The organism is Streptomyces lasiicapitis (assembly GCF_014646335.1).
Classification (GTDB): Bacteria; Actinomycetota; Actinomycetes; order Streptomycetales; family Streptomycetaceae; genus Streptomyces; species Streptomyces lasiicapitis.
The window spans coordinates 241,602-261,822 of record NZ_BMNG01000002.1; the positions used below are offsets into that span (position 1 = coordinate 241,602).

At 72.6% G+C, this 20,221-nt stretch carries 17 protein-coding genes; 12 read left to right on the forward strand and 5 right to left on the reverse strand.

Annotation, left to right across the window (positions count from 1 at the left end):
• The first annotated feature begins 122 nt into the window (after nucleotides 1-122).
• From IEY91_RS04495 to IEY91_RS04530, 8 genes are all read left to right on the forward strand, one after another.
• Entirely contained in the window at nucleotides 123-2,054 is a 1,932-nt protein-coding gene (locus IEY91_RS04495) for a glycoside hydrolase family 84 protein (protein ID WP_189172936.1), read from the forward strand.
• 102 nt (nucleotides 2,055-2,156) lie between these two features.
• Nucleotides 2,157-3,467 carry an MFS transporter gene (locus tag IEY91_RS04500; RefSeq protein ID WP_373287885.1) on the forward strand — a complete coding sequence of 437 codons (1,311 nt, stop codon included), beginning with the start codon at nucleotides 2,157-2,159 and terminating at the stop codon, nucleotides 3,465-3,467.
• A 103-nt stretch (nucleotides 3,468-3,570) separates the two neighbouring features.
• A complete protein-coding gene (locus IEY91_RS04505; RefSeq protein ID WP_164318485.1) occupies nucleotides 3,571-4,431 on the forward strand; it encodes a TetR/AcrR family transcriptional regulator in 861 nt (286 codons plus the stop codon).
• An 86-nt stretch (nucleotides 4,432-4,517) separates the two neighbouring features.
• Nucleotides 4,518-5,420 carry a beta-keto acid cleavage family enzyme gene (locus IEY91_RS04510; RefSeq protein ID WP_189172937.1) on the forward strand — a complete coding sequence of 301 codons (903 nt, stop codon included), beginning with the start codon at nucleotides 4,518-4,520 and terminating at the stop codon, nucleotides 5,418-5,420.
• A gap of 38 nt (nucleotides 5,421-5,458) precedes the next feature.
• Nucleotides 5,459-6,436, forward strand: a complete 978-nt coding sequence (locus IEY91_RS04515; RefSeq protein WP_189172938.1) for a 3-hydroxyacyl-CoA dehydrogenase NAD-binding domain-containing protein — start codon at nucleotides 5,459-5,461, stop codon at nucleotides 6,434-6,436.
• A complete protein-coding gene (locus IEY91_RS04520) occupies nucleotides 6,433-6,936 on the forward strand; it encodes a thioesterase family protein (RefSeq protein ID WP_189172939.1) in 504 nt (167 codons plus the stop codon). Before IEY91_RS04515 ends, IEY91_RS04520 begins: the two co-directional genes overlap by 4 nt.
• Before the next feature lie 148 nt (nucleotides 6,937-7,084).
• Nucleotides 7,085-8,425 carry a 6-phospho-beta-glucosidase gene (locus tag IEY91_RS04525; RefSeq protein ID WP_189172940.1) on the forward strand — a complete coding sequence of 447 codons (1,341 nt, stop codon included), beginning with the start codon at nucleotides 7,085-7,087 and terminating at the stop codon, nucleotides 8,423-8,425.
• A 23-nt stretch (nucleotides 8,426-8,448) separates the two neighbouring features.
• Complete coding sequence (locus tag IEY91_RS04530) at nucleotides 8,449-8,832, forward strand: (2Fe-2S) ferredoxin domain-containing protein (protein WP_229696701.1); 384 nt, start codon at nucleotides 8,449-8,451, stop codon at nucleotides 8,830-8,832.
• A gap of 28 nt (nucleotides 8,833-8,860) precedes the next feature.
• On the opposite strand, the gene IEY91_RS04535 is transcribed toward IEY91_RS04530, so the two are convergent.
• From IEY91_RS04535 to IEY91_RS04545, 3 genes are all read right to left on the reverse strand, one after another.
• Complete coding sequence (locus IEY91_RS04535; RefSeq protein ID WP_189172941.1) at nucleotides 8,861-9,364, reverse strand: FBP domain-containing protein; 504 nt, start codon at nucleotides 9,362-9,364, stop codon at nucleotides 8,861-8,863.
• Nucleotides 9,365-9,422: 58 nt separating this feature from the next.
• Nucleotides 9,423-10,142, reverse strand: a complete 720-nt coding sequence (locus IEY91_RS04540) for a GNAT family N-acetyltransferase (protein WP_189173134.1) — start codon at nucleotides 10,140-10,142, stop codon at nucleotides 9,423-9,425.
• Between the two features lie 107 nt (nucleotides 10,143-10,249).
• Nucleotides 10,250-11,170 (reverse strand): NADP-dependent oxidoreductase, encoded by a 921-nt coding sequence (locus IEY91_RS04545; RefSeq protein ID WP_189172942.1) that lies wholly within the window; start codon nucleotides 11,168-11,170, stop codon nucleotides 10,250-10,252.
• A 242-nt stretch (nucleotides 11,171-11,412) separates the two neighbouring features.
• Here IEY91_RS04545 and IEY91_RS04550 point away from each other — a divergent pair, with 242 nt between their 5' ends.
• The 3 genes from IEY91_RS04550 to IEY91_RS04560 all read left to right on the forward strand — a co-directional run bounded on the left by IEY91_RS04550 (nucleotide 11,413) and on the right by IEY91_RS04560 (nucleotide 17,157).
• Nucleotides 11,413-13,470 (forward strand): phosphocholine-specific phospholipase C, encoded by a 2,058-nt coding sequence (locus IEY91_RS04550; RefSeq protein WP_189172943.1) that lies wholly within the window; start codon nucleotides 11,413-11,415, stop codon nucleotides 13,468-13,470.
• Nucleotides 13,471-13,650: 180 nt separating this feature from the next.
• Nucleotides 13,651-16,218 (forward strand): valine--tRNA ligase, encoded by a 2,568-nt coding sequence (gene valS, locus IEY91_RS04555; RefSeq protein WP_189172944.1) that lies wholly within the window; start codon nucleotides 13,651-13,653, stop codon nucleotides 16,216-16,218.
• Between the two features lie 57 nt (nucleotides 16,219-16,275).
• A complete protein-coding gene (locus IEY91_RS04560) occupies nucleotides 16,276-17,157 on the forward strand; it encodes an LURP-one-related family protein (protein ID WP_189172945.1) in 882 nt (293 codons plus the stop codon).
• 130 nt (nucleotides 17,158-17,287) lie between these two features.
• On the opposite strand, the gene IEY91_RS04565 is transcribed toward IEY91_RS04560, so the two are convergent.
• On the reverse strand, nucleotides 17,288-18,265 hold the full coding sequence (locus IEY91_RS04565; RefSeq protein ID WP_189172946.1) for a DMT family transporter: 978 nt from the start codon (nucleotides 18,263-18,265) through the stop codon (nucleotides 17,288-17,290).
• The gene (locus tag IEY91_RS04570) at nucleotides 18,262-19,233 is read right to left on the reverse strand and encodes a phosphatase PAP2 family protein (protein ID WP_189172947.1); all 972 of its coding nucleotides are present in this window, start codon (nucleotides 19,231-19,233) and stop codon (nucleotides 18,262-18,264) included. Before IEY91_RS04570 ends, IEY91_RS04565 begins: the two co-directional genes overlap by 4 nt.
• A 166-nt stretch (nucleotides 19,234-19,399) precedes the next feature.
• Between IEY91_RS04570 and IEY91_RS04575 the strand changes: the two genes are divergently transcribed.
• Entirely contained in the window at nucleotides 19,400-20,083 is a 684-nt protein-coding gene (locus IEY91_RS04575; protein WP_189172948.1) for a TetR/AcrR family transcriptional regulator, read from the forward strand.
• Nucleotides 20,084-20,221: the final 138 nt, after the last annotated feature.

Below are 20,221 nucleotides of genomic sequence, written 5' to 3' on the forward strand. Positions count from 1 at the left end.
CGCGGTGACTCCCGCCCCTTGTCCCCGTAACTCCCGCCCCCTACCCTGCACCCGCCCCGCCCGCCTCAGCGGGTGCGGCAGACGTCGTCAGGCTCGTTCACCCTCTCGTTTCCGGAGGCCGAATGTCCCGCCCGACCCGTGCAGCCCTCCTGGCCCTTGCCGCTCTGGCCGTCCCGCTCGCTCCCGTGCCTTCCGCCGCCGCGCCGGGCGACGCCGCCGGGACGGCCCGCCCCCTCCCCGCCGTCTCGCCCACCCCCCAGCACATGGCCCGCGTCGGCCCCGACGTCCCGCTCGCCCCGCGCGTGGAACTCGTCGTCGGCGCCGGCACCGACGCGGCCGCCTCGCGCGAGGTCGTCGACGCGTTGCGTGCCCACGGGGTGCGGCAGGTCGACACCCGCTCCCGGGCGTCCGGCGACGCCCGCCTCACCGTGCTCGTCGGCCCGGCCGCCCGGCCCGACATAGCGCGGGCGCTGCGCGGCACGGACGTACCGCGACGCGCCGAGGGGTACGCCCTGCGGGCCGCCCACCGCACCGTCGCGCTCGGCGGCACCGACGCGGCCGGGCAGTTCTACGCCGCCAAGACGCTCCGCGGGCTCCTCACGCGCGGCGCCGTCGCGGGCGCCGAGGTCTCCGATCATCCGTCGATGCCGCTGCGGGGCAGCATCGAGGGCTTCTACGGCCCGCCGTGGACGGAGTCCGAACGCCTCGACCAGATGGACTTCCTGGGCGACACCAAGGCCAACACCTATGTGTACGCGCCGAAGGACGATCCGTACCACCGCGAGAAGTGGCGCGAGCCCTACCCGGCCGCCAAGCTCGACGAACTCGGCACTCTCGTGGACCGCGCCATCGCCAACCACGTCCGCTTCACCTTCGCCGTGTCGCCGGGCGGCTCCATCTGCTACTCCGACGCGGCCGACGTGAAGGCACTCTCGGCCAAGCTGCAGTCCCTGTACGACCTGGGCGTACGCTCCTTCTCCCTGCCGCTGGACGACATCAGCCACACCAAGTGGAACTGCGCGGGCGACCTGGCCGCGTACGGCGCCCCCGGACAGCGGGCCGCCGCGAAGGCACAGGTCGGGCTCCTCAACGCCGTACAGAAGGACTTCATCGGCACCCACGACGGCGCCCGACCGCTCCAGATGGTGCCCACCGAGTACGGCGACCTCAAGGAGAGCCCGTACAAGAAGACCCTCCGCGAGGAGCTGGACAAGAGCGTCGAGGTGATGTGGACCGGCACCGACGTCGTCCCCGTCGAGATCACCAACTCCCAGGCGGAGCAGGCGGGCAGGCTCTTCGGGCGCAAGGTCTTCGTGTGGGACAACTACCCGTGCAACGACTTCGGCCGCAGTGCGGGGCGGCTGCTGCTCGCTCCGTACGACAAGCGTGACCCCGGCCTCTCGGACCACCTGAGCGGCATCGTGTCCAACCCGATGAACCAGGAGGGCGCGAGCAAGCCGGCGCAGTTCACCATGAACGACTTCTCCTGGAACGACCGCGGCTACGACCGGGCCCGGTCCGGGCGGCAGGCCGCCGCGTACCTCGCGGGCGGCGACCCTCGCGTGGCCCGCGCCGTGGAGACCTTCGTCGACCTCAACCACGTGGCGCCGACCTTCCACGAGGCGAACTGGCAGCCCCAGTCGCCCGTCCTGAGCGCCCGCCTCGACACGTTCTGGAAGACGTACGCCACCGACCCCGAGGCCGCGCTGCGCACCCTGCGGCCGGTCGTGCGCGACCTGGAGGAGGTCCCCGGCGTCCTGCGCGAGGGCCTGCCCGACCGGCAGTTCCTGCACGACGCGGACCGCTGGCTGGACGCCACCGGGCTGTGGGGCGGCGCGCTGTCGCACGGCATCGCGGCGCTGACGGCACTGGACGAGGGCGACGAGGCGGGCGCCGCGCGGGAGCGCGAGCGGATGAACGCGCTGGCGCGGCAGGCAGGGGAGCTGACCGTGGACCCGGCCGAGCACCACCAACGCGGCACGATCAAGCTCGCGGACCCGTTCCTCGGGGACTTCGTCGCGGGCGTGAACGGGCGGGTGCCGGAGGGGAGTTGACGTCTGGCGGGTCGCTGCCGGTGGTGGAGTCGCGGATGCGTAGTGAGTTTGCGAGCGTAAAGCTGTTGTGTCCGGTGCCCTCACCGGCGAAGGTGATCCCTCGTGACCGAACACATGACCGCCTCCGATCGCGGAGGCGAACACGGCAGCGGACCCGCCGCACGGACGCCCGCACCGAACCCCGCCGCCCCGCAGGCCGCTCCGCAGGCGGGCCTCAGCCGCGGCATGGTGCTGCTGCTCGCCGTCGCCTGCGGGGTCGCCGTGGGCAACATCTACTTCCCGCAGGCGGTCAGCCCGCTCGTCGCCTCCGGCCTCGGCGTCTCCGGCGACACGGCGGCCCTCGTGGTGACCGCGGCCCAGTTCGGCTACGCGATCGGCATCTTCTTCCTGGTGCCCCTCGGCGACCGCGTCCCGCACCGCACGCTCATCGCCGTCCTGTTCGCCGTCACCGGCACGGCACTGCTCGCCGCGAGCACGGCGCCCGCGCTGCCCCCGCTGCTCGGCGCGAGCGCGCTGGTGGGCGTCACGACGGTCGTCGCCCCGATCGTCGCGCCCATGGCCGCGGGGCTCGTCCCCGCGGAACGGCGCGGCGCCGTCACCGGCACGCTCCTGAGCGGATCCATCGGCGGCATGCTGCTGTCGCGCGCGTTCGGCGGCGTGCTCGGCGAATGGCTCGGCTGGCGGGCCCCGTACGTGGTGACGGCGGTGCTGGCGCTCCTGATCGCGGGGGTGCTCGCGCGCACGCTGCCGCCGACCGTCCCCACGTCGCGCCAGCGCTACCCCGCGCTCCTCGGCGAGTCGCTGCGCCTGCTGCGTACGGAGCCGCTGCTGCGCCTGTCGTGCTTCTACCAGGCCGCGGTCTTCGCCGGGTTCCAGGCCGTGTGGACCGGGGTCGCCCTGTTCCTGACCGACGACGACATCTACGACCTGGGCGCCTCGGCCGTCGGCGCCCTTGCCCTGGTGAACGCGGGCACCATGCTGGCCACGCCGTTCGCGGGCCGTCAGATCGACCGCCGGGGCCCGGACGTGGTCAACGCCGTCTGCGTGGGCGCGGTCGCCGCCTCGGCCGGGGTCCTCGCCCTCGGCGGGCTCGGCGGCGCGGTCGGACTCACGGCCCTGGCTCTGGGGACGCTGCTCATGGACGTGGCCATGCAGTCCGGGATGGTCGCCAACCAGGTGCGGATCTTCGCCCTCAGCGGCGAGGCGCGCAGCCGCCTCAACACGGCCTATATGACGTGCGCCTTCATCGGCGGCGCGGCGGGCTCGTCGCTCGGCGCGCTGGCCTACTCGACGCTGGGCTGGGCGGGGGTGTGCGGCCTTGTGGCCGTTCTGGGGGCGGTGGCGGTGCCGGTGGTGGTGCGGCGGCTTCGACGGGTGCGGCGGGTGCGATCCGGGCGTTGCGTTTCTGACTGATGCGCCAGTCAGCAGCGCAATGACATTGATGGAGCAGAGTACGAACGCGAGATCTTCGATCCCGACGTTGTGCTGACCTCAATGCGCGAGTACGGTGTCGGGCATGGAGCAAGACCCCGAGGTCCCCGCCCGAGTCCGGGAGGTCATCGCCGCAGCGGGCGTGACCCAGCGCGAGTTCGCCCGGCGGATCGTCATGGATCCGTCGAAGCTCTCGCGCTCCCTCGGCGGCACCCGGCGCTTCACCGCCGCCGAGCTGGCCCGCATCGCCGACACCGCGGACGTCGACGCCGCCTGGCTGCTCGGCACCCGCGGCGGCGCCGACCCGACGGCGCCGCGGCCCGAAGCCGCCCCGCGCGGGCGGCGTGCCGCGGCCCCGCCCGAGGGGCGGCCGCTGCAGATCATCCGCGAGACCGTCCGCCTCATCGCCGACCACGGCTTCCACGCCGTCCGCGTCCAGGACATCGCCAAGGCCTGCGAGACGAGCACGGCCGCCATCCACTACCACTTCCCCGGCCGCGACGACCTCCTGGAGGCCGCCGCGCGCTGGTGCATGGACGAGGACACCGCCCGCAGGGCCGCGCGCATCGCCGAGGCGGCCGACGCCGCCGACGAACTGCGCCAGCTCATCGAGCTCCAGACCCCGCGCACCACCCGGCAGCGCGACCAGTGGAGCGTCTGGCTCGACCTGTGGGCGGAGGCCGCCCGCTCCACCGCCGTCGGCCGGCTGCACACCGAGTACTACCGGCAGTGGCGCGACACCGTCGCCGACGTCGTCCGACGCGGCGTCGCGCAGCGCGTGTTCCGGCCCGTCGACCCCGACGCCGCCGCCCTGCACCTGACCGCCCTCATCGACGGCCTCGCCACCCAGGTCCTCGCCGCCGCCCCCGAAGGCCCCGGCACCCGGCCCGACGACATGCACGCGGCCCTGCTCGCCCACGTGGACGCCACCCTCACCGCGCACTGAGCCGCGTACGCCGTACGTACACCGCTGCACGTCCCGACCCTCAACCCCGCAACCCCCAACCCCCCGCCCCCGAAAGGGAGTCCGCCATGCCCGTGAACGACAACGTCATCATCACCTGCGCCCTCACCGGCGCCGGCGACACCGTCCGCAAGAGCCCGCACGTCCCCGTCACGCCCGAGCAGATAGCGCGGAACGCCGTCGAGGCCGCCGAGGCCGGGGCCGCCGTCGTGCACATCCACGTCCGCGACCCCGAGACGGGCGCCCCGTCCCGCGACCCGCGCCTCTACCGCGAGGTCGTCGAGCGCGTCAAGGAGACCGGGACCGACGTCGTCATCAACCTGACCGCGGGCATGGGCGGCGACCTCGTCGTCGACCCGGTCGAGCCGCTGAAGGAGCTCGGCGAGCTGCCCGGCACCGACCTCGTCGGCGGGCTCGACCGGCTCCCGCACGTCGAGGACCTGCTGCCCGACATCTGCACCCTCGACTGCGGATCCCTCAACTTCGGCGACGGTTCCAACCTCTACGTCTCCACGCCCGACATGCTCCGCCAGGGTGCCAGGCGGATCCAGGAGCTGGGTGTGCGGCCCGAGTTGGAGATCTTCGACACGGGGCAGCTGTGGTTCGCCAAGCAGCTCCTGGCCGAAGGTCTGCTCGACGATCCCACCGTCTTCCAGCTCTGCATGGGCATCCCGTGGGGCGCCCCCGCCGACCCGGGCGTGCTTCAGTCGATGGTCAACATGCTGCCCGAAGGCGCGCAGTGGGCCAGTTTCGCGATCGGGCGGATGCAGATGCCGTGGGTGGCCCAGTCGATCCTGCTCGGCGGTCAGGTCCGCGTCGGGTTGGAGGACAACCTCTATCTCGGCAAGGGGAACAAGGTCACCAACGCGCAGCTCGTCGAGCGGGCCGTGCAGATCACCGAGAATCTCGGCTCTCGGGTTGCCACCCCGGATGAGGCCCGCCGCAAGCTCGGCCTCAAGCCCCGTTCCTGACCCCGCCCCGCGCTCGACCCCCCACGGAGGACCACACCATGACCGTGACCAACCCTGAATCCGTACGTCGCGTCGCCTGCGTCGGCGCCGGTGTCATCGGAGGCGGCTGGGTCGCCCACTTCCTGGCCCGTGGCTATGACGTCACCGCCTGGGACCCCGCCCCCGACGCGGAGCAGCGGCTGCGCCGTCTCGTCGAGGCGGCCTGGCCCGCGCTCACCCAGCTCGGCCTCGCCGAAGGCGCCTCGCAGGAGCGGCTCACCGTCGCCGCGACCCTCGAAGAGGCCGTCGCCGACGCGCAGTTCGTGCAGGAGAGCGCGCCCGAGAAGCTGGAGCTCAAGCGTGAGCTTCTCGCGAAGCTGGACGCCGCCGCGCCCGCCGGGGTCGTCATAGCCTCCTCGACCTCCGGGTATCCGATGACCGACATGCAGACCGAGGCGGCGACGCCCGGACGTCTGGTCGTCGGGCACCCCTTCAACCCCCCGTATCTGATCCCGCTCGTCGAGGTCGTCGGCGGTGAGCGGACCGATGCCGACGCCGTCGCCTGGGCGTCCCGCTTCTACGAGATCGCCGGCAAGTCCGTGATCACGATGAAGAGCGAGGTCCCCGGCTTCATCGCCAACCGCCTCCAGGAAGCCCTCTGGCGCGAGGCCCTGCACATGGTCGCCAACGGCGAGGCCACCGTCCAGGAGATCGACGACTCCATCACCGAGGGCCCGGGCCTGCGCTGGGCGTTCATGGGCCCCATGCTCACCTTCGCGCTCGCGGGCGGCGAGGGCGGCATGGCCCATATGCTCGACCACTTCGGCCCGTCCCTGAAGTCGCCGTGGACGCGCCTCGAAGCACCCGAGCTCGACAAGAAGCTGTACGACGCCGTCGTCGCCGGATGCGACCAGGAGGCGAACGGCCGCACCATCGCCGACCTCGTCGCCGAACGCGACCAGGGCGTCATCGACGTACTGCGCGCCACGGGCAGGCTGCCGCGACAGACCACCGCCGACACCGAGGGAACCGCATGACCAGGGAGATCGCCCGGCGTCTGCCGCTGTACCGGCAGGTCGTCCCGTCCGAGTGGATCGACTACAACGGCCATATGAGCGAGGGCTATTACTCGCTCGCCTTCGGCTTCGCCACGGATGCCATGATGGACGCCACGGGCCTGCACGCCGCGTACCGCGAGACCACCGGCTGCTCCCTCTACACGGTCGAGGCCCACCTGCGGTATCTGCGCGACGTCGCCGAGGGCGCGCACCTCGCCGTACGCACCCGGGTGCTCGGTGTGCACGGCAAGAAGGCGCACTTCGCGCATGAGCTGTACGTCGTCGACGGCGCCGCGGCCGGTCCGGCGCCGGACGCCGGTCCTGTGGCGACGACGGAGCTGCTCGCGCTCCACGTCGACCAGGAGCTGGGGCGCGCGGTGGTGTTCCCGGACGCGGTGCGGGAGCGCTTCGCCGAGTTCGTGGAGCCGGCGCCGGAGTGGGCGGGGCGGGCGATCGGGACTGTGACCGCCACTAAATAGAGCGTTCGCTCTAGTCGTGGTTCTGGTCCAGCGCCGGTCCGGGTCCCGGTTCGGGCGACCCCGTGTTCCGCATGGCATGGTCCAAAGTGGTAGGTGTTCAGCGCGATTTTCAACTGTTCACTGTGACTGCGGGCAAGGTGGTTCAGACGTGAGGCTGGCAATTCTGGGTGGCGGCGGGTTCCGTGTGCCGCTGGTGTACCGGGCCCTGCTCGCCGACCGTGCGGAGGGCAGGGTCACCGAGGTCGTCCTGCACGACGTGGACGCCGCCCGGGTCGGGGCGATCGCGCGGGTGCTCGCCGAGCAGGCCGCGGGGGTGCCCGCCGCGCCCGCCGTGCGGGTCACCACCGACCTCGACGACGCGCTGCGCGGCGCCGACTTCGTGTTCTCCGCGATCCGGGTCGGCGGCCTTGAGGGCCGGGCCGCCGACGAGCGGGTGGCGCTCGCGGAAGGCGTGCTCGGGCAGGAGACGGTCGGCGCGGGCGGCATCGCGTACGGACTGCGGACGGTGCCCGTCGCCGTCGACATCGCCCGGCGCGTCGCGCGGCTCGCGCCGGACGCGTGGGTCATCAACTTCACCAACCCGGCGGGCCTGGTCGCCGAGGCCATGTCCCGGCACATCGGCGACCGCGTCATCGGCATCTGCGACTCGCCCGTCGGACTCGGGCGGCGCGTCGCGGGGCTGCTCGGCGCCGAGCCGGGCCGGGCGCGGCTCGACTATGTGGGCCTCAACCACCTGGGCTGGCTGCGCGGCCTCCACGTCGACGGCGAGGACCTGCTGCCGCGGCTGCTCGCCGACCGCGACCTCCTCGAAGCCTTCGAGGAGGGCAAGCTCTTCGGCGCCGACTGGCTCCAGTCCCTCGGCGCGATCCCCAACGAATACCTGCACTACTACTACTTCAACCGCGAGGCGGTCGGCGCCTACCGGGCCGCCGAGCAGACCCGCGGCGCGTTCCTGCGCGACCAGCAGGCCCGCTTCTACGAGGAGATGCGGAACCCGGAGGCGGGCGCGTTCAAGACGTGGGACGCCACCCGCGCCGAGCGCGAGGCGACGTACATGGCGCACAGCCGGGAGGCCGCCGGAGCGGGGGAGCGGGCTCCCGAGGACATGGAGTCCGGCGGCTACGAGCGGGTGGCCCTCGCCCTGATGCGCGCCATCTCCCGTGACGAACACGCGACGTTGATCCTGAACGTCCGCAACCGCGGGACGCTCCCGGAGCTCGACGCGGACGCGGTCATCGAGGTGCCGTGCCTGGTGGACGCCTCCGGCCCGCACCCGACAGCCGTGTCGCCGCTGCCCGGCCACGCCACGGGTCTGGTGTGCGCGGTCAAGGCGGTCGAACGCGAGGTGCTCGCCGCGGCGGAGAGCGGTTCGCGCGCCACTGCCGTCAAGGCGTTCGCGCTGCACCCACTGGTCGACTCGGTGTCCGTGGCCCGCCGCCTCATGGACGGCTACGCAGGAGCTCACCCGGGCCTGGCCTACCTGACCTGAGCACGCCCTGACATGATCACGGAATGACCGACGACATGTCGCAGGCCGCCGCCCGCCCCTGCACCCTGGTGGTGTGCAGGGGCTGTTGCTGCGGCGACCCGGTCAAGCATCCCGGCACGGACCACGCGGCCCAACTGGCGCGCCTGCGCGCGGCGGCGGCCGTATCGGACGGCGGTTTCACGGTACGCACCAGCGACTGCCTCGGCCCCTGCGGCCAGGCCAACATCGTCGTCGTACGCCCCTCCCGCGCGGGCCGCGCCCAGGGCGGCAGACCGACCTGGGTGGGTTTCGCCCTGGACGACGCCTCCCTGGACGACATCCTCACCTGGGCAGAGGCGGGCGGCCCCGGCCTGGCGGACCCACCACCGGCCTTGACCCTGCAAGTGGTCGACCCGCGGCAGGGCTAGGCCTGTTCCGCGTCAGACTTGCTCCGCGTCAGGCCTGCCCGAGCACCTGGTCCAGGAAGCCGTTGAGGTTGCGCGTCGTGCGCTCGTTCTGCTCTTCCAGGGTGAGGCTTTCCTCGAAGCGGCGGGCCAGGGCCGACTGCTTCTTGCCGCGTACGTAGAGGGAGCAGGCGAGATCGGCGCAGATGTACAGGCCGACCGTGTTGCCCTGGCGTCCGGCCTCGCCCGCGCGCGGTGCGACGAGGAGCGTGATGCCCGAACCTGCCTGCGGGGTCACGCACACCGAGCAGATGCTGGACTTCAGGGCGGAGCGGCGGGCGCCCGTGGAGGCGCGCAGCGCGATGCCGACGAGTTCGCCGTCCCGTTCCGTCACGGCATAGCCGCGGTCCGGGGCCTTGGGGTCACGCCAGCCCAGGAAGTCCAGGTCGGACCAGGGCGTCCCGGTGAAGTCCGCGGGCAGGCTGAGGCGCCGTGTCTCGCCTTTGGAACAGTTCACGAACGACGCACGTATTTCTTTTTCACCGAGAGCACGCATGATCGAGAAGGTATCAATCGGACTGGAACGGCGTCTTTTTCTTTTTCGGGACGGATTGCTACCCCGGCACCCGCGCCGCCCGGAACGGGATGTGCCGCCGCAGCCGGAAGCCCAATGATTCGTACAGCCGGATCGCGCCCGTGTTGCGCGCCGCCGTGTGCAGGAACGGAGTCTCGCCGCGCTCCCGAATTCCGTACGCCACGGCCAGTACGAGGCGGGACGCGAGGCCCCGGCCGCGGTACGCCGGGTCGGTGCAGACCGCGCTGATCTCCGTCCAGCCCGGCGGGTGCAGCCGTTCCCCGGCCATCGCGATCAGGGCGCCCTCGTGACGTATGCCCAAATATGTTCCGAGTTCGATGGTGCGCTCCCGGAACGGGCCGGGCTCCGTGCGCGCCACCAGGGCCAGCATCTCCGGTACGTCGCCGGGGCCGAGCCGCACCGCCTCGGCGTCCGGCGCCGCCGCGAGGCCGCCGTCGTCCACGAGCTGCACCCCGGTGATGTCGAAGGTCAGCTCCCAGCCGTCGGGCACGTCCGCCGTCACCCCGGGCAGCGGCACCTGGCCCCCCGGCCCGGCAAAGGCGGCCAGGTCCGCCCAGTCCGCCGCGTCCGGCTCGGCCGGGATCCCCAGCCACGGCGACACGTCGTGCGGGTAGCGCACGACGCGCCCCCGCCGCTCGGCGAAGCGCGCGTGCGGGCCGGTGAGGGAGGCGTGGCCGGGGTTGTCGAGGGGGTGCGGGACGTTGAAGCCGGTGGGGGCCGGAGTCGGGGGCTGAGGCAGTGCTTGAGGTGGTGCCTGGGCCGGCGGCTGCGTGGAGGCCTGCGCCGAGGGCCGGTTCGGCGCCTGAGGCTGCGACTGGGCTCGCGCCGGACCTCGCGTCGGCGCCCTCACGTCCCCACCTCGATCACGACCTTGCCCAGCGCGTGCCCCGTCTCGACGGCCCGCAGCGCCTCGCCCGCGCGGGCGAGCGGGAACGTCGCCGTGATGTGCGGCCGGAGCACGTCCGCCGCGGCGAGTTCGGCCACCGCCTCCAGCGTGGCCGCGTCCCGGGCCCGCGCCACGGGCGAGCCGCCAAGGTCGGCCACGACCTGCTTGCCGCCCGCCGTGATGAGCTTCGTGCGGTCCGCGACCAGTTCCGCGACCGTCCGCAGATGCTCCCCGCCGACCAGGTCGAAGACGCCGTCGACGCCGTCCGGGGCGAGGGCGCGGACGCGCTCCACGAGGTCGGGCCCCGGCGCCACATGGACCGCGCCGAGGGACTCGACGAAGTCCTTCTTGCCCTCGCTCGCCGTACCGATCACCCGCAGCCCCAAGTGCCGCGCGAGCCGCACCGCGTTGCCGCCCACACCCCCGCCCGCGCCGGTGACAAGCAGCGTCGCCCCGGCGGGCAGCGCGAGCTGACGCACCCCGTCGTAGGCGGTGGCCGCGGCCACCGGCAGCGTCGCGGCCTCGGCAAAGGAGACGCCGGACGGCTTGCGCGCGGCCACCGCGACGGGCAGCAGCGTGTACTCGGCGTACCCGCCGGTGAGCGTGGACCCGAACACCGCGTCCCCCACGGCGAACCCCTCGACGCCGGGCCCGGTCCGCGCCACCACGCCCGCGGCCTCGCTGCCGAGCACCTCGGGCAGTTCCGCGGGCGCCTGGCCCGGCCTGCGATAGCCGCCGCGCAGCTTGAAGTCGACGGGGTTCACGCCCGCCGCCCGCACCGCGATCAGCAGCTCGCCCGGCCCGGGCTCCGGCGGCTCCCGGTCGACGAGGGCCTCCACCTCGGGGCCGCCGTGCCGGGTGAATACGTACGCCTTGGCCATGTGTCCTCGCTCCGCTCCCTGCGACCTGTGCCCCGCGCGCCCCGCGGCGCGCGGAACTTCTCAACGATCACAAGGAGAGGCATCCTTCCCGCATTCCTGGGCAGGGCAGAGTTCACGCTCCCGCAACGCGGACACCTGCCCTGCGACACGGTGCCGCCCGCCCCTTCCGTAACCATGCTCGCCTTGACACACTTCACCCGCTCACGTCCCCCCACATACACATCACGCGAGGTCATTTCCCCATGCCTGAACTCAACCGGCGCCGTTTCATGCAACTGGCGGGCGGCACCGCGGCGTTCTCCGTGCTCTCCGAGAGCATCGGCCGCGCCGCGACCCTGCCCGCGCGGCGCCGCTCGCGCTCCATCCAGGACGTCGAGCACATCGTCGTGCTGATGCAGGAGAACCGTTCCTTCGACCACTACTTCGGCACCATGAAGGGCGTGCGCGGCTTCGGCGACCCCCGCCCGGTGACGCTGCCCAGCGGCAAGCCGGTGTGGCACCAGGCGGGCGGCGGCAAGGAAGTCCTGCCGTTCCACCCGGACGCGGACGACCTGGGCATGCAGTTCATCGCGGGCCTCGACCACGACTGGGCCGGCGGGCACAAGGCGTTCAACAACGGCGCGTACGACCAGTGGATCCCCGCCAAGTCCGAGCGGACCATGGCATATCTGACGCGTGGGGACATTCCGTTCCACTACGCCCTCGCGGACGCCTTCACCGTCTGTGACGCCTACCACTGTTCGTTCATCGGGGCCACCGACCCCAACCGCTACTACATGCTCACGGGCCACACCGGCAACGACGGCAAGGGCGGCGGCCCGGTCCTCGGCAACCAGGAGGCGGGCTACGGCTGGACGACGTACGCCGAGCGCCTGCAGCAGGCCGGTGTGGACTGGAAGGTCTACCAGGACATCGGCGACGGCCTGGACGCGGCGGGCAAATGGGGCTGGATCGAGGACGCCTACCGCGGCAACTACGGCGACAACTCCCTGCTGTACTTCAACACCTTCCGCGGCGCAAAGCCCGGCGACCCGCTCTTCGACAAGGCCCGCACCGGCACCAACGCCAAGGCCGGCGACGGCCTCTTCGACCGTCTGACCGCCGACGTCAAGGCCGACAAGCTGCCGCAGATCTCCTGGATCGCCGCGCCCGAGGCCTTCACCGAGCACCCCAACTGGCCGGTGAACTACGGCGCCTGGTACATCGCGAAGGTCCTGGACGCGCTGACCTCCAACCCGGAGGTGTGGAGCAAGACCGCGGTCTTCATCACCTACGACGAGAACGACGGCTACTTCGACCACATCGTGCCGCCGTACGTCCCCTCCTCGGCGAACCAGGGCCTGTCGACGGTCGACACCAAGCTGGACTACTTCCCCGGCAACGCGCAGTACGCGGCCGGGCACTACGGCCTCGGCCAGCGCGTCCCGATGGTCGTCGTGTCGCCGTGGAGCACCGGCGGGTTCGTGTGCTCGCAGGTGCTCGACCACACGTCGATCATCCGGTTCATGGAGAAGCGCTTCGGCGTGCACGAGCCGAACATCTCGCCGTGGCGGCGCGCCGTCTGCGGCGACCTGACGGCCGCGTTCGACTTCACCGGCAAGGACACCGACCCGGCCGACCTGCCGGACACCGCCGCCTACGAGCCGCCGGACGACGACCGCCACCCCGACTACTACCCGAAGCCGCCCGCGAGCCCCGCCCTGCCCAAGCAGGAGCGCGGCTCGCGGCGCGCGCGGGCGCTGCCGTACGCCCCCGTGGTGGACGGTCTCGCGACGCCCGCCGACGGGAAGTTCAAGCTGACCTTCGGCGGCGGTGACGCTGCGGGCGTGTGCTTCCACGTGCGCTCAGGCAACCGCACCGATGGTCCGTGGACGTACACCACCGAGGCGGGCAAGACGCTGTCCGACGCCTGGAACTCGGCGTACTCGGGCGGCAGCCACGACCTGACCGTGTTCGGGCCGAACGGCTTCCTGCGTGCCTTCAAAAACCCCGGCAAGAAGGCGGGGCCGGAGGTCACCGCCCGCCATGACAAGGCGACGGGCAACATCAAGCTGACGTTCACCAACGGGGGCGCCGCCGACGCCAACCTGACGGTGACCAACGCCTATGGCGGCGCGAAGGAGACCTTCAAGGTCAAGCCCGGCGCGTCCGTCCAGCACACCGTGGACCTGCGCGCCTCCAAGCGCTGGTACGACCTGACCGTCGTTTCCGACACCGACGCGGGGTTCCTGCGGAGGCTTGCCGGACACGTGGAGAACGGGCAGGCCGGAGTGAGTGACCCCGCCATCGCCACTGCCTGAGGATTTGCCGCATGGGGCTTCGCCCCTTTCCCCCTGATCGGCGCTCCGCGCCTCGCCCTCAAACGCCGGGCGGGCTACAGCCCGCCCCCTGGCGAGGCTTGGAGCGCCGATCGGGGCGCCTCGCAAGGCCCGCCGAAAATCCCTGAACGCCCCGCCCCCGGCGCCCTAGCATGCGTGGGCATGACCCACCCCCACCGCCCGAGCGGCGCCCCCGACAAGCCCGTCCTCGACGGGCTCGAAGCGAAATGGTCCCGGCGGTGGGAAGAGGACGGCGTATACGCCTTCGACGCCGAGAGGGCGCGGACCGGGCCCCGTGACGAGACCTTCTCCATCGACACCCCGCCGCCCACCGTCAGCGGCTCGCTGCACGTCGGCCACGTCTTCTCGTACACCCACACCGACGCGATCGCCCGCTACCGGCGCATGCGCGGCCAGAACGTCTTCTACCCCATGGGCTGGGACGACAACGGCCTGCCCACCGAGCGCCGCGTCCAGCACCACTACGGCGTCCGCTGCGACCCCACGCTTCCGTACGACCCCGACTTCACCCCGCCCGAGCAGCCCGGAAAGCAGCAACTACCCGTCTCCCGGCGGAACTTCATCGAGCTGTGCGAACGCCTCACCGCCGAGGACGAGAAGGCCTTCGAGGACCTGTGGCGCCGCCTCGGACTCTCCGTCGACTGGTCGCGTACGTACCGGACCATCGGCACCGAGGCCCGCGCCCTCTCCCAGCGGGCCTTCCTCGCCGACCTCGCGCGCGGCGACGCCTACCTCGCGGAGGCGCCCACGCTGTGGGACGTCACCTTCCGGACGGCGGTCGCGCAGGCCGAGCTGGAGGACCGGGAGCGGCCCGCCGCGTACCACCGGCTCGGCTTCCACAGCGCGGACGGCCGCACCGTCCTGATCGAGACGACCCGCCCCGAACTGCTCCCGGCGTGCGTGGCGCTGGTCGCGCACCCGGACGACGAGCGCTACCGCGACCTCGTCGGCACGACCGTCCGCACCCCGCTCTTCGACGTCGAAGTCCCCGTCGTCGCGCACCACTTGGCGGCCCCCGACAAGGGCACGGGCATCGCGATGGTCTGCACGTTCGGCGACACCACGGACGTCACGTGGTGGCGCGAGCTGCGCCTCGATACGCGGCCGGTGATCGGCTGGGACGGCCGTTTCCTCGCCGAGCCGCCCAGTGGCGTCGACGCGCCGGACGCCGTGGCCGCGTACGCGCGACTGGCGGGAGCCACCGCGCACACCGCGCGCGAGCGGATCGTCGCCCTGCTGCGGGACAGCGGCGAACTGCACGGCGCACCACGGCCCGTCACCCACGCCGTGAAGTTCTTCGAGAAGGGCGACAAGCCCCTGGAGATCGTCACCACGCGCCAGTGGTACGTGCGCAACGGCGGCCGCGACGAGGAACTAAGGGGCGAACTCCTCGTGCGGGGGCAGGAGTTGACGTGGCATCCGCCGCACATGCGGGTCCGCTACGACAACTGGGTCGCCGGGCTCAACGGCGACTGGCTGATCAGCCGGCAGCGCTTCTTCGGCGTCCCCATCCCGCTGTGGTACCCCCTCGACGCGAGCGGCGCGCCCGACCACGCCCACCCGATCGTGCCGGACGTGGCGGCCCTGCCCGTCGACCCCAGCGCGCAGACACCGCCCGGCTACGACGCGGCGCAGCGCGACGAGCCGCACGGCTTCACCGGCGACCCGGACGTCATGGACACCTGGGCGACCTCCTCGCTCACCCCGCAGATCGCCGGACGGCAGCTCGCCGACCCCGAGCTGTTCGCCGGCGTCTTCCCGATGGACCTGCGCCCCCAGGCCCACGAGATCATCCGCACCTGGCTGTTCGCCACCGTCCTGCGCGCCCACACCGGGCACGGCACGCTGCCCTGGCGGCACACGGCGATCTCCGGCTGGATCCTCGACCCCGACCGCAAGAAGATGTCGAAGTCGAAGGGCAACGCCGTCACCCCGGCCGACCTGCTCCTCCAACATGGCTCGGACGCGGTCCGGTACTGGGCGGCGAGCGGGCGGCCCGGCACCGACACGGCCTTCGACACCGGCCAGATGAAGATCGGCCGCCGCCTCGCCACCAAGCTCCTGAACGTCGGCAGGTTCGTGCTCGGCCTCGGCGGCGGCGACTTGGCCACGGTGACTGAGCCGATTGATCGCGCGCTGCTCGCCGACCTCGCCGACGCCGTCGAGGAGGCGACCGCCGCCTTCGACGACTTCGACTACGCACGGGCGCTCGCGCGCGCCGAGACATTCTTCTGGCGCTTCTGCGACGACTACGTGGAGCTGGTCAAGGCCCGTGCGTACGGCGACCACGGCGATCCGGCCGCCCGCGACTCGGCGCGCGCGACCCTTTTCACCGCGCTGGACACGGTGGTCCGGCTGTTCGCGCCCGTCCTGCCGTTCGTCACCGAGGAGATCTGGTCCTGGTACGCGAAGGGGTCCGTCCGGTCCGTCCACCGCTCCTCGTGGCCGTCGGCCGAACGGCTGCGGGCGCCCGGCGACGACGCCGCCGTCCTCACCACGGCGTCCGAGGTCATCGCCGCCGTCCGCAAGGCCAAGTCGCTGGCCAAGCTGTCCATGCGGGCGGAGGTCGGCGAGGTCGTGGTGCACGCCCGGCGCGAGGCGCTCGACCGGTTCTCCCTTGCGGAGGCGGACGTGCGGGCGGCGGGGCGGGTGGGTGCCGTGTCCCTCCGTGAGGCCGACGGCGACCTCCGGGTGGAGGTGCGGCTCTAGCTTCGCCTCCAGCAAGGGGCTGGTCAGGCGCATAGGAGTGCGGGGTAGTGTGCCCGGGTGACAACGCATTCGAACACACCTGCAGGCTGGTACGCGGACCCGCACGGCGCCCCTCAGCTGCTCCGCTGGTGGGACGGCTCGCAGTGGACCGACCACACGAACCAGGCCCCGCAGGGCGCGCAGTCCCAGGTTCCCGCCCAGGCCCCGGCCCAGGCGGCGCCCGCCCAGGGCCAGGCCTTCGAGGCCCACGGCCAGCCGGCGGTCCCGGCCGTCGACCCGGCCAAGGTCCAGCGCCAGGTGCAGCAGCAGGCGGGTGTCGCCCCCACCTCCCAGGGCGGCGGCACACTGTTCACCGAGCCGGTCCTGGTGGTGAACCAGAAGGCCAAGCTGATCGAGCTGACGAACGAGTACACCGTCATGGATCAGTCCGGCAACCAGATCGGCTCGGTCGTCCAGGTCGACCAGAGCGCGATCAAGAAGGTCGCCCGCTTCGTCTCCAGCCTCGACCAGTTCATGACGCACAAGCTGGAGATCCGTGACGCCCACGGCACGCCCCAGATGCTCATGACCCGCCCGCGGAAGTTCATGAAGTCGCGGGTCGTCGTCGAGCGCCCGGACGGCCAGCCCGTCGGCGAGATCGTCCAGCAGAACATGATCGGCAAGATCAACTTCGCGATGATCGTGAACGGCCAGCAGGTCGGCGCGATCAAGGCGGAGAACTGGCGCGCCTGGAACTTCTCGATCGTCGACCACTCGGACAACGAGGTCGCCCGGATCACCAAGACCTGGGAAGGCCTCGCGAAGACGATGTTCACGACGGCCGACAACTACGTCCTGCAGATCCACTACCAGCTCCCGGACCCGCTCCTGAGCCTGGTCGTGGCGACGGCCCTGACGGTCGACACGGCGCTGAAGCAGGACAGCCGGGGGCTTGGGTGACGGTTGTGTACGTGTCGTAGGGCACGTACGCGACGTGCGGGCTTGACGATTCCACTGCGGTTCGGGAAGCGCCCCGAAGGGGCGCGGGGAACTGCGCGACCAGCCACAACGCACCCGCAGGGCGAAGCGCTCAGCGGCGGGGCGTGACCGGAAGCGCGGCGCCCGGTTCGGGCTGGACCGGGATCGAGGGCAGGTAGCCCGCTGCCTCTTCCCATGACGTGGCTCCGGGCTCGGCCTCGGGGGCGGCACCCGGTCCGTTCGCCTGCTCCGCCCCGAGCAGTGCGACCCGAGGCGACCGCGTCAGCACCACCACTCCGTACGCGGCGACCGCCGCCCCCGCCGCCGCGAGGAGCACGCCGGCGACGCCGCCCCGAAGCCGCTCGCCGAGCAGGGCGATGCCGATGGCCGACGCGGCCACGGGGTTGGCGAGCGTCACGACGGCGAGGGGCGCGCCGAGGCCGCCGCGGTACGCGGTCTGGGAGAGCAGGAGCCCGCCCACCGCGAACGTGGCGACGAGCAGCGCCACGACCACGACCCGCGCGCTCAGCAGCGGCCCTTCGCGGTCGGTGGCCGCGACCGTCACGGTCTGCGTGAGCGCGGAGGCGACGCCCGACGCGAAGCCGGACGCGGTCGCGTGCCGCAGCCCTGGACGCGTGCCGGGCCGCGAGAGCAGGCCGATGACCGCCATCGTCACGCCCGCGACCGTCACGGCCTCCCCGAGCGACAGCGTGTCGTCGGGCTCGGGTCCCGACGCGGTGAGCAGGAGGGCGCCGAGGCCCATGAGCGTCAGCCCCGTGCCGCGCCATTCGAGGCGGCCGACCCGCCGTCCGGCGAGCCGCGCGCCCAGCGGCACGGCGGCCACCAGCGTGAGCGCGCCGAGCGGCTGCACCAGGGTGAGCGGACCGAACTTCAGCGCCGCCACGTGCAGCAGCGCCGCGGACGCGTTCAGGCCGACCGACGACCACCACGCCCCGCTGCCGAGCAGCCGCAGCACCTGGCCGCCGGTCGCCGCCATGCGCGCGGCGAGGCGCTCCTGGGCGACGGCGGCGGTGGCGTACGCGGCGGCGGAGACGAGGGAGAGCGCGACGGCGAGCAGGGTGGCGCTCACCGGTCGCCTCCGGGGGCGGGGGCTCCGGCGGCGGAGGTGGCGAGCTGGGGTGCAGGGGCCTGCGGTGCCTGGTGGGCTTCCGGGACTGCCGGACGGGCGGTCGGTCGGCTTCCGGGTGGCGCCGACGCGGGGGCCGGGGTCGGCGCGAGGGCTGGGACAGACGCAGGGGCCGGGACCGGCGCGGACGCCGGGGCCGAGCGCCGTACGATCCGCGACCGCGCCGGGTGCGGCAGGCGGAGCACGGCCAGGGCGATGCCGAGCAGCGCCGTCGCCGCGACGGCGTCGAGCCAGTAGTGGTTGGCGGTGCCGACGATCACAAGGAGTGTGAACAGCGGATGCAGCAGCCACAGCCAGCGCCAGCGGGAGCTGGTCGCGACGATCAGGCCGACGGCCACCATGAGCGCCCACCCGAAGTGCAGCGACGGCATCGCCGCGAACTGGTTGGCCATCGAGTCGGTCGCGGGCTTGGCGGCGTACACCGAAGGCCCGTACACCTGCGCCGTGTCCACGAGGTGCGCCGCGTCGAGGAGCCGCGGCGGCGCCAGCGGAAAGCCGAGGTGCAGCGCGAGCGCGGCGGCGGTGAGCGCGGCGAGGATCCGCCGCGCCCAGACGTAGTGCCGGGGCCGGCGCGCGTACAGCCACACAAGGAACGCCAGCGTCGCCGGGAAGTGCACGGTCGCGTAGTAGGTGTTCGCGACGTGGACGAGGGTGTCGCCGCCGCCCAGCAGCGCGTCCTGGACGGAGCCCTCGCCCGGCAGGCGCAGGAACCGCTCGGCGTCCCACACGCGGTGCGCGTTGCGGAACGCCTCGTCGGTATGGCCGTTGGCGAGCTGCCTGCCGAATTTGTAGACGAGGAAGAGCCCGACGACGAGGAGCAGCTCGCGTAGGAGAGGCGGCCGGGCAGGGGTGTCCGGCCGCCCGGAGGCTATCTCCGGCTCCTGTTCCGCAGACTCGGTGCGGGAATCCATCCGCCGGCCCCTTTACGTGACGACTGGGTGGTGCGGTGATGTGTGAGTCCCTGTTCCACACATCGATACGCCAGTGTACCGATACGGGAGCGTACCGGTACACTGGCGTATCGATGGGGTCCGCGGAAACTGATCCGACCGGGCCGCCGCACCGAGGAGACGAGAGATGACGCCGCCGGAACGCCTTCACGAGCAGCAGCTCTGCGAGCAGGCGATGTCGCGCCGCTCGAAGATCACGCCCGAGCGTGAGCAGGAGTTCTACGACGCGGTCCTCGACCAGCTCCGCGAGTGCGGCTACGAGGCCGTGACCATGGAGGGTGTGGCCGCCCGCACCAAGTGCAGCAAGTCCACGCTCTACCGCCAGTGGAAGACGAAGCCCCAGTTCGTGGCGGCCGCGCTGCGCGCCAACCGCTGCGTGCGGTTCGCGGGCATCGACACGGGTTCGCTCGCCGGTGACCTGCGCGCGGCGGCGCGCGCGGCGGCCACCTGGGCCTGGCGGGACACCATGATCGTGCAGGCGCTGAGCCACGCCGTGCTCCAGGACGAGGACCTTCAGCACGCGCTGCGCGAGGCGCTCGTGGAGCCCGAGGTGGAGGCGATCGACGAGTTCGTGCGGCGGGCGGTGGCGCGCGGGGAGATCGCCGCGGGCCATCCGGCGGCGGAGTTCGTCACGGTCCAGCTGTTCGGCGTGCTGCGCGCACGCCCGCTCCTGGAGGGCAAGAACGCGGACGAGGACTATCTGGGGCGCTTCGTGGAGGCGGTGCTGCTGCCGGTTCTCGGGCTTACGGAGGGGCCGGGCCGTCCGGCCGCGGGGAGCGCCCCGACCGGGCAGGACGCCCCGGCCACCTGAACGTGGGCCCCGGTCCGCGGGATGACCGGACCGGGCCCGCCGGGCGCCGCACCGTGGGGACGGGGGCGGCGCACCTCCCGGTGCCGGGCGGGCCGATCGCACTCGGCCCGCCCGGCACCGGCTCCCCGCGTGTGCGGG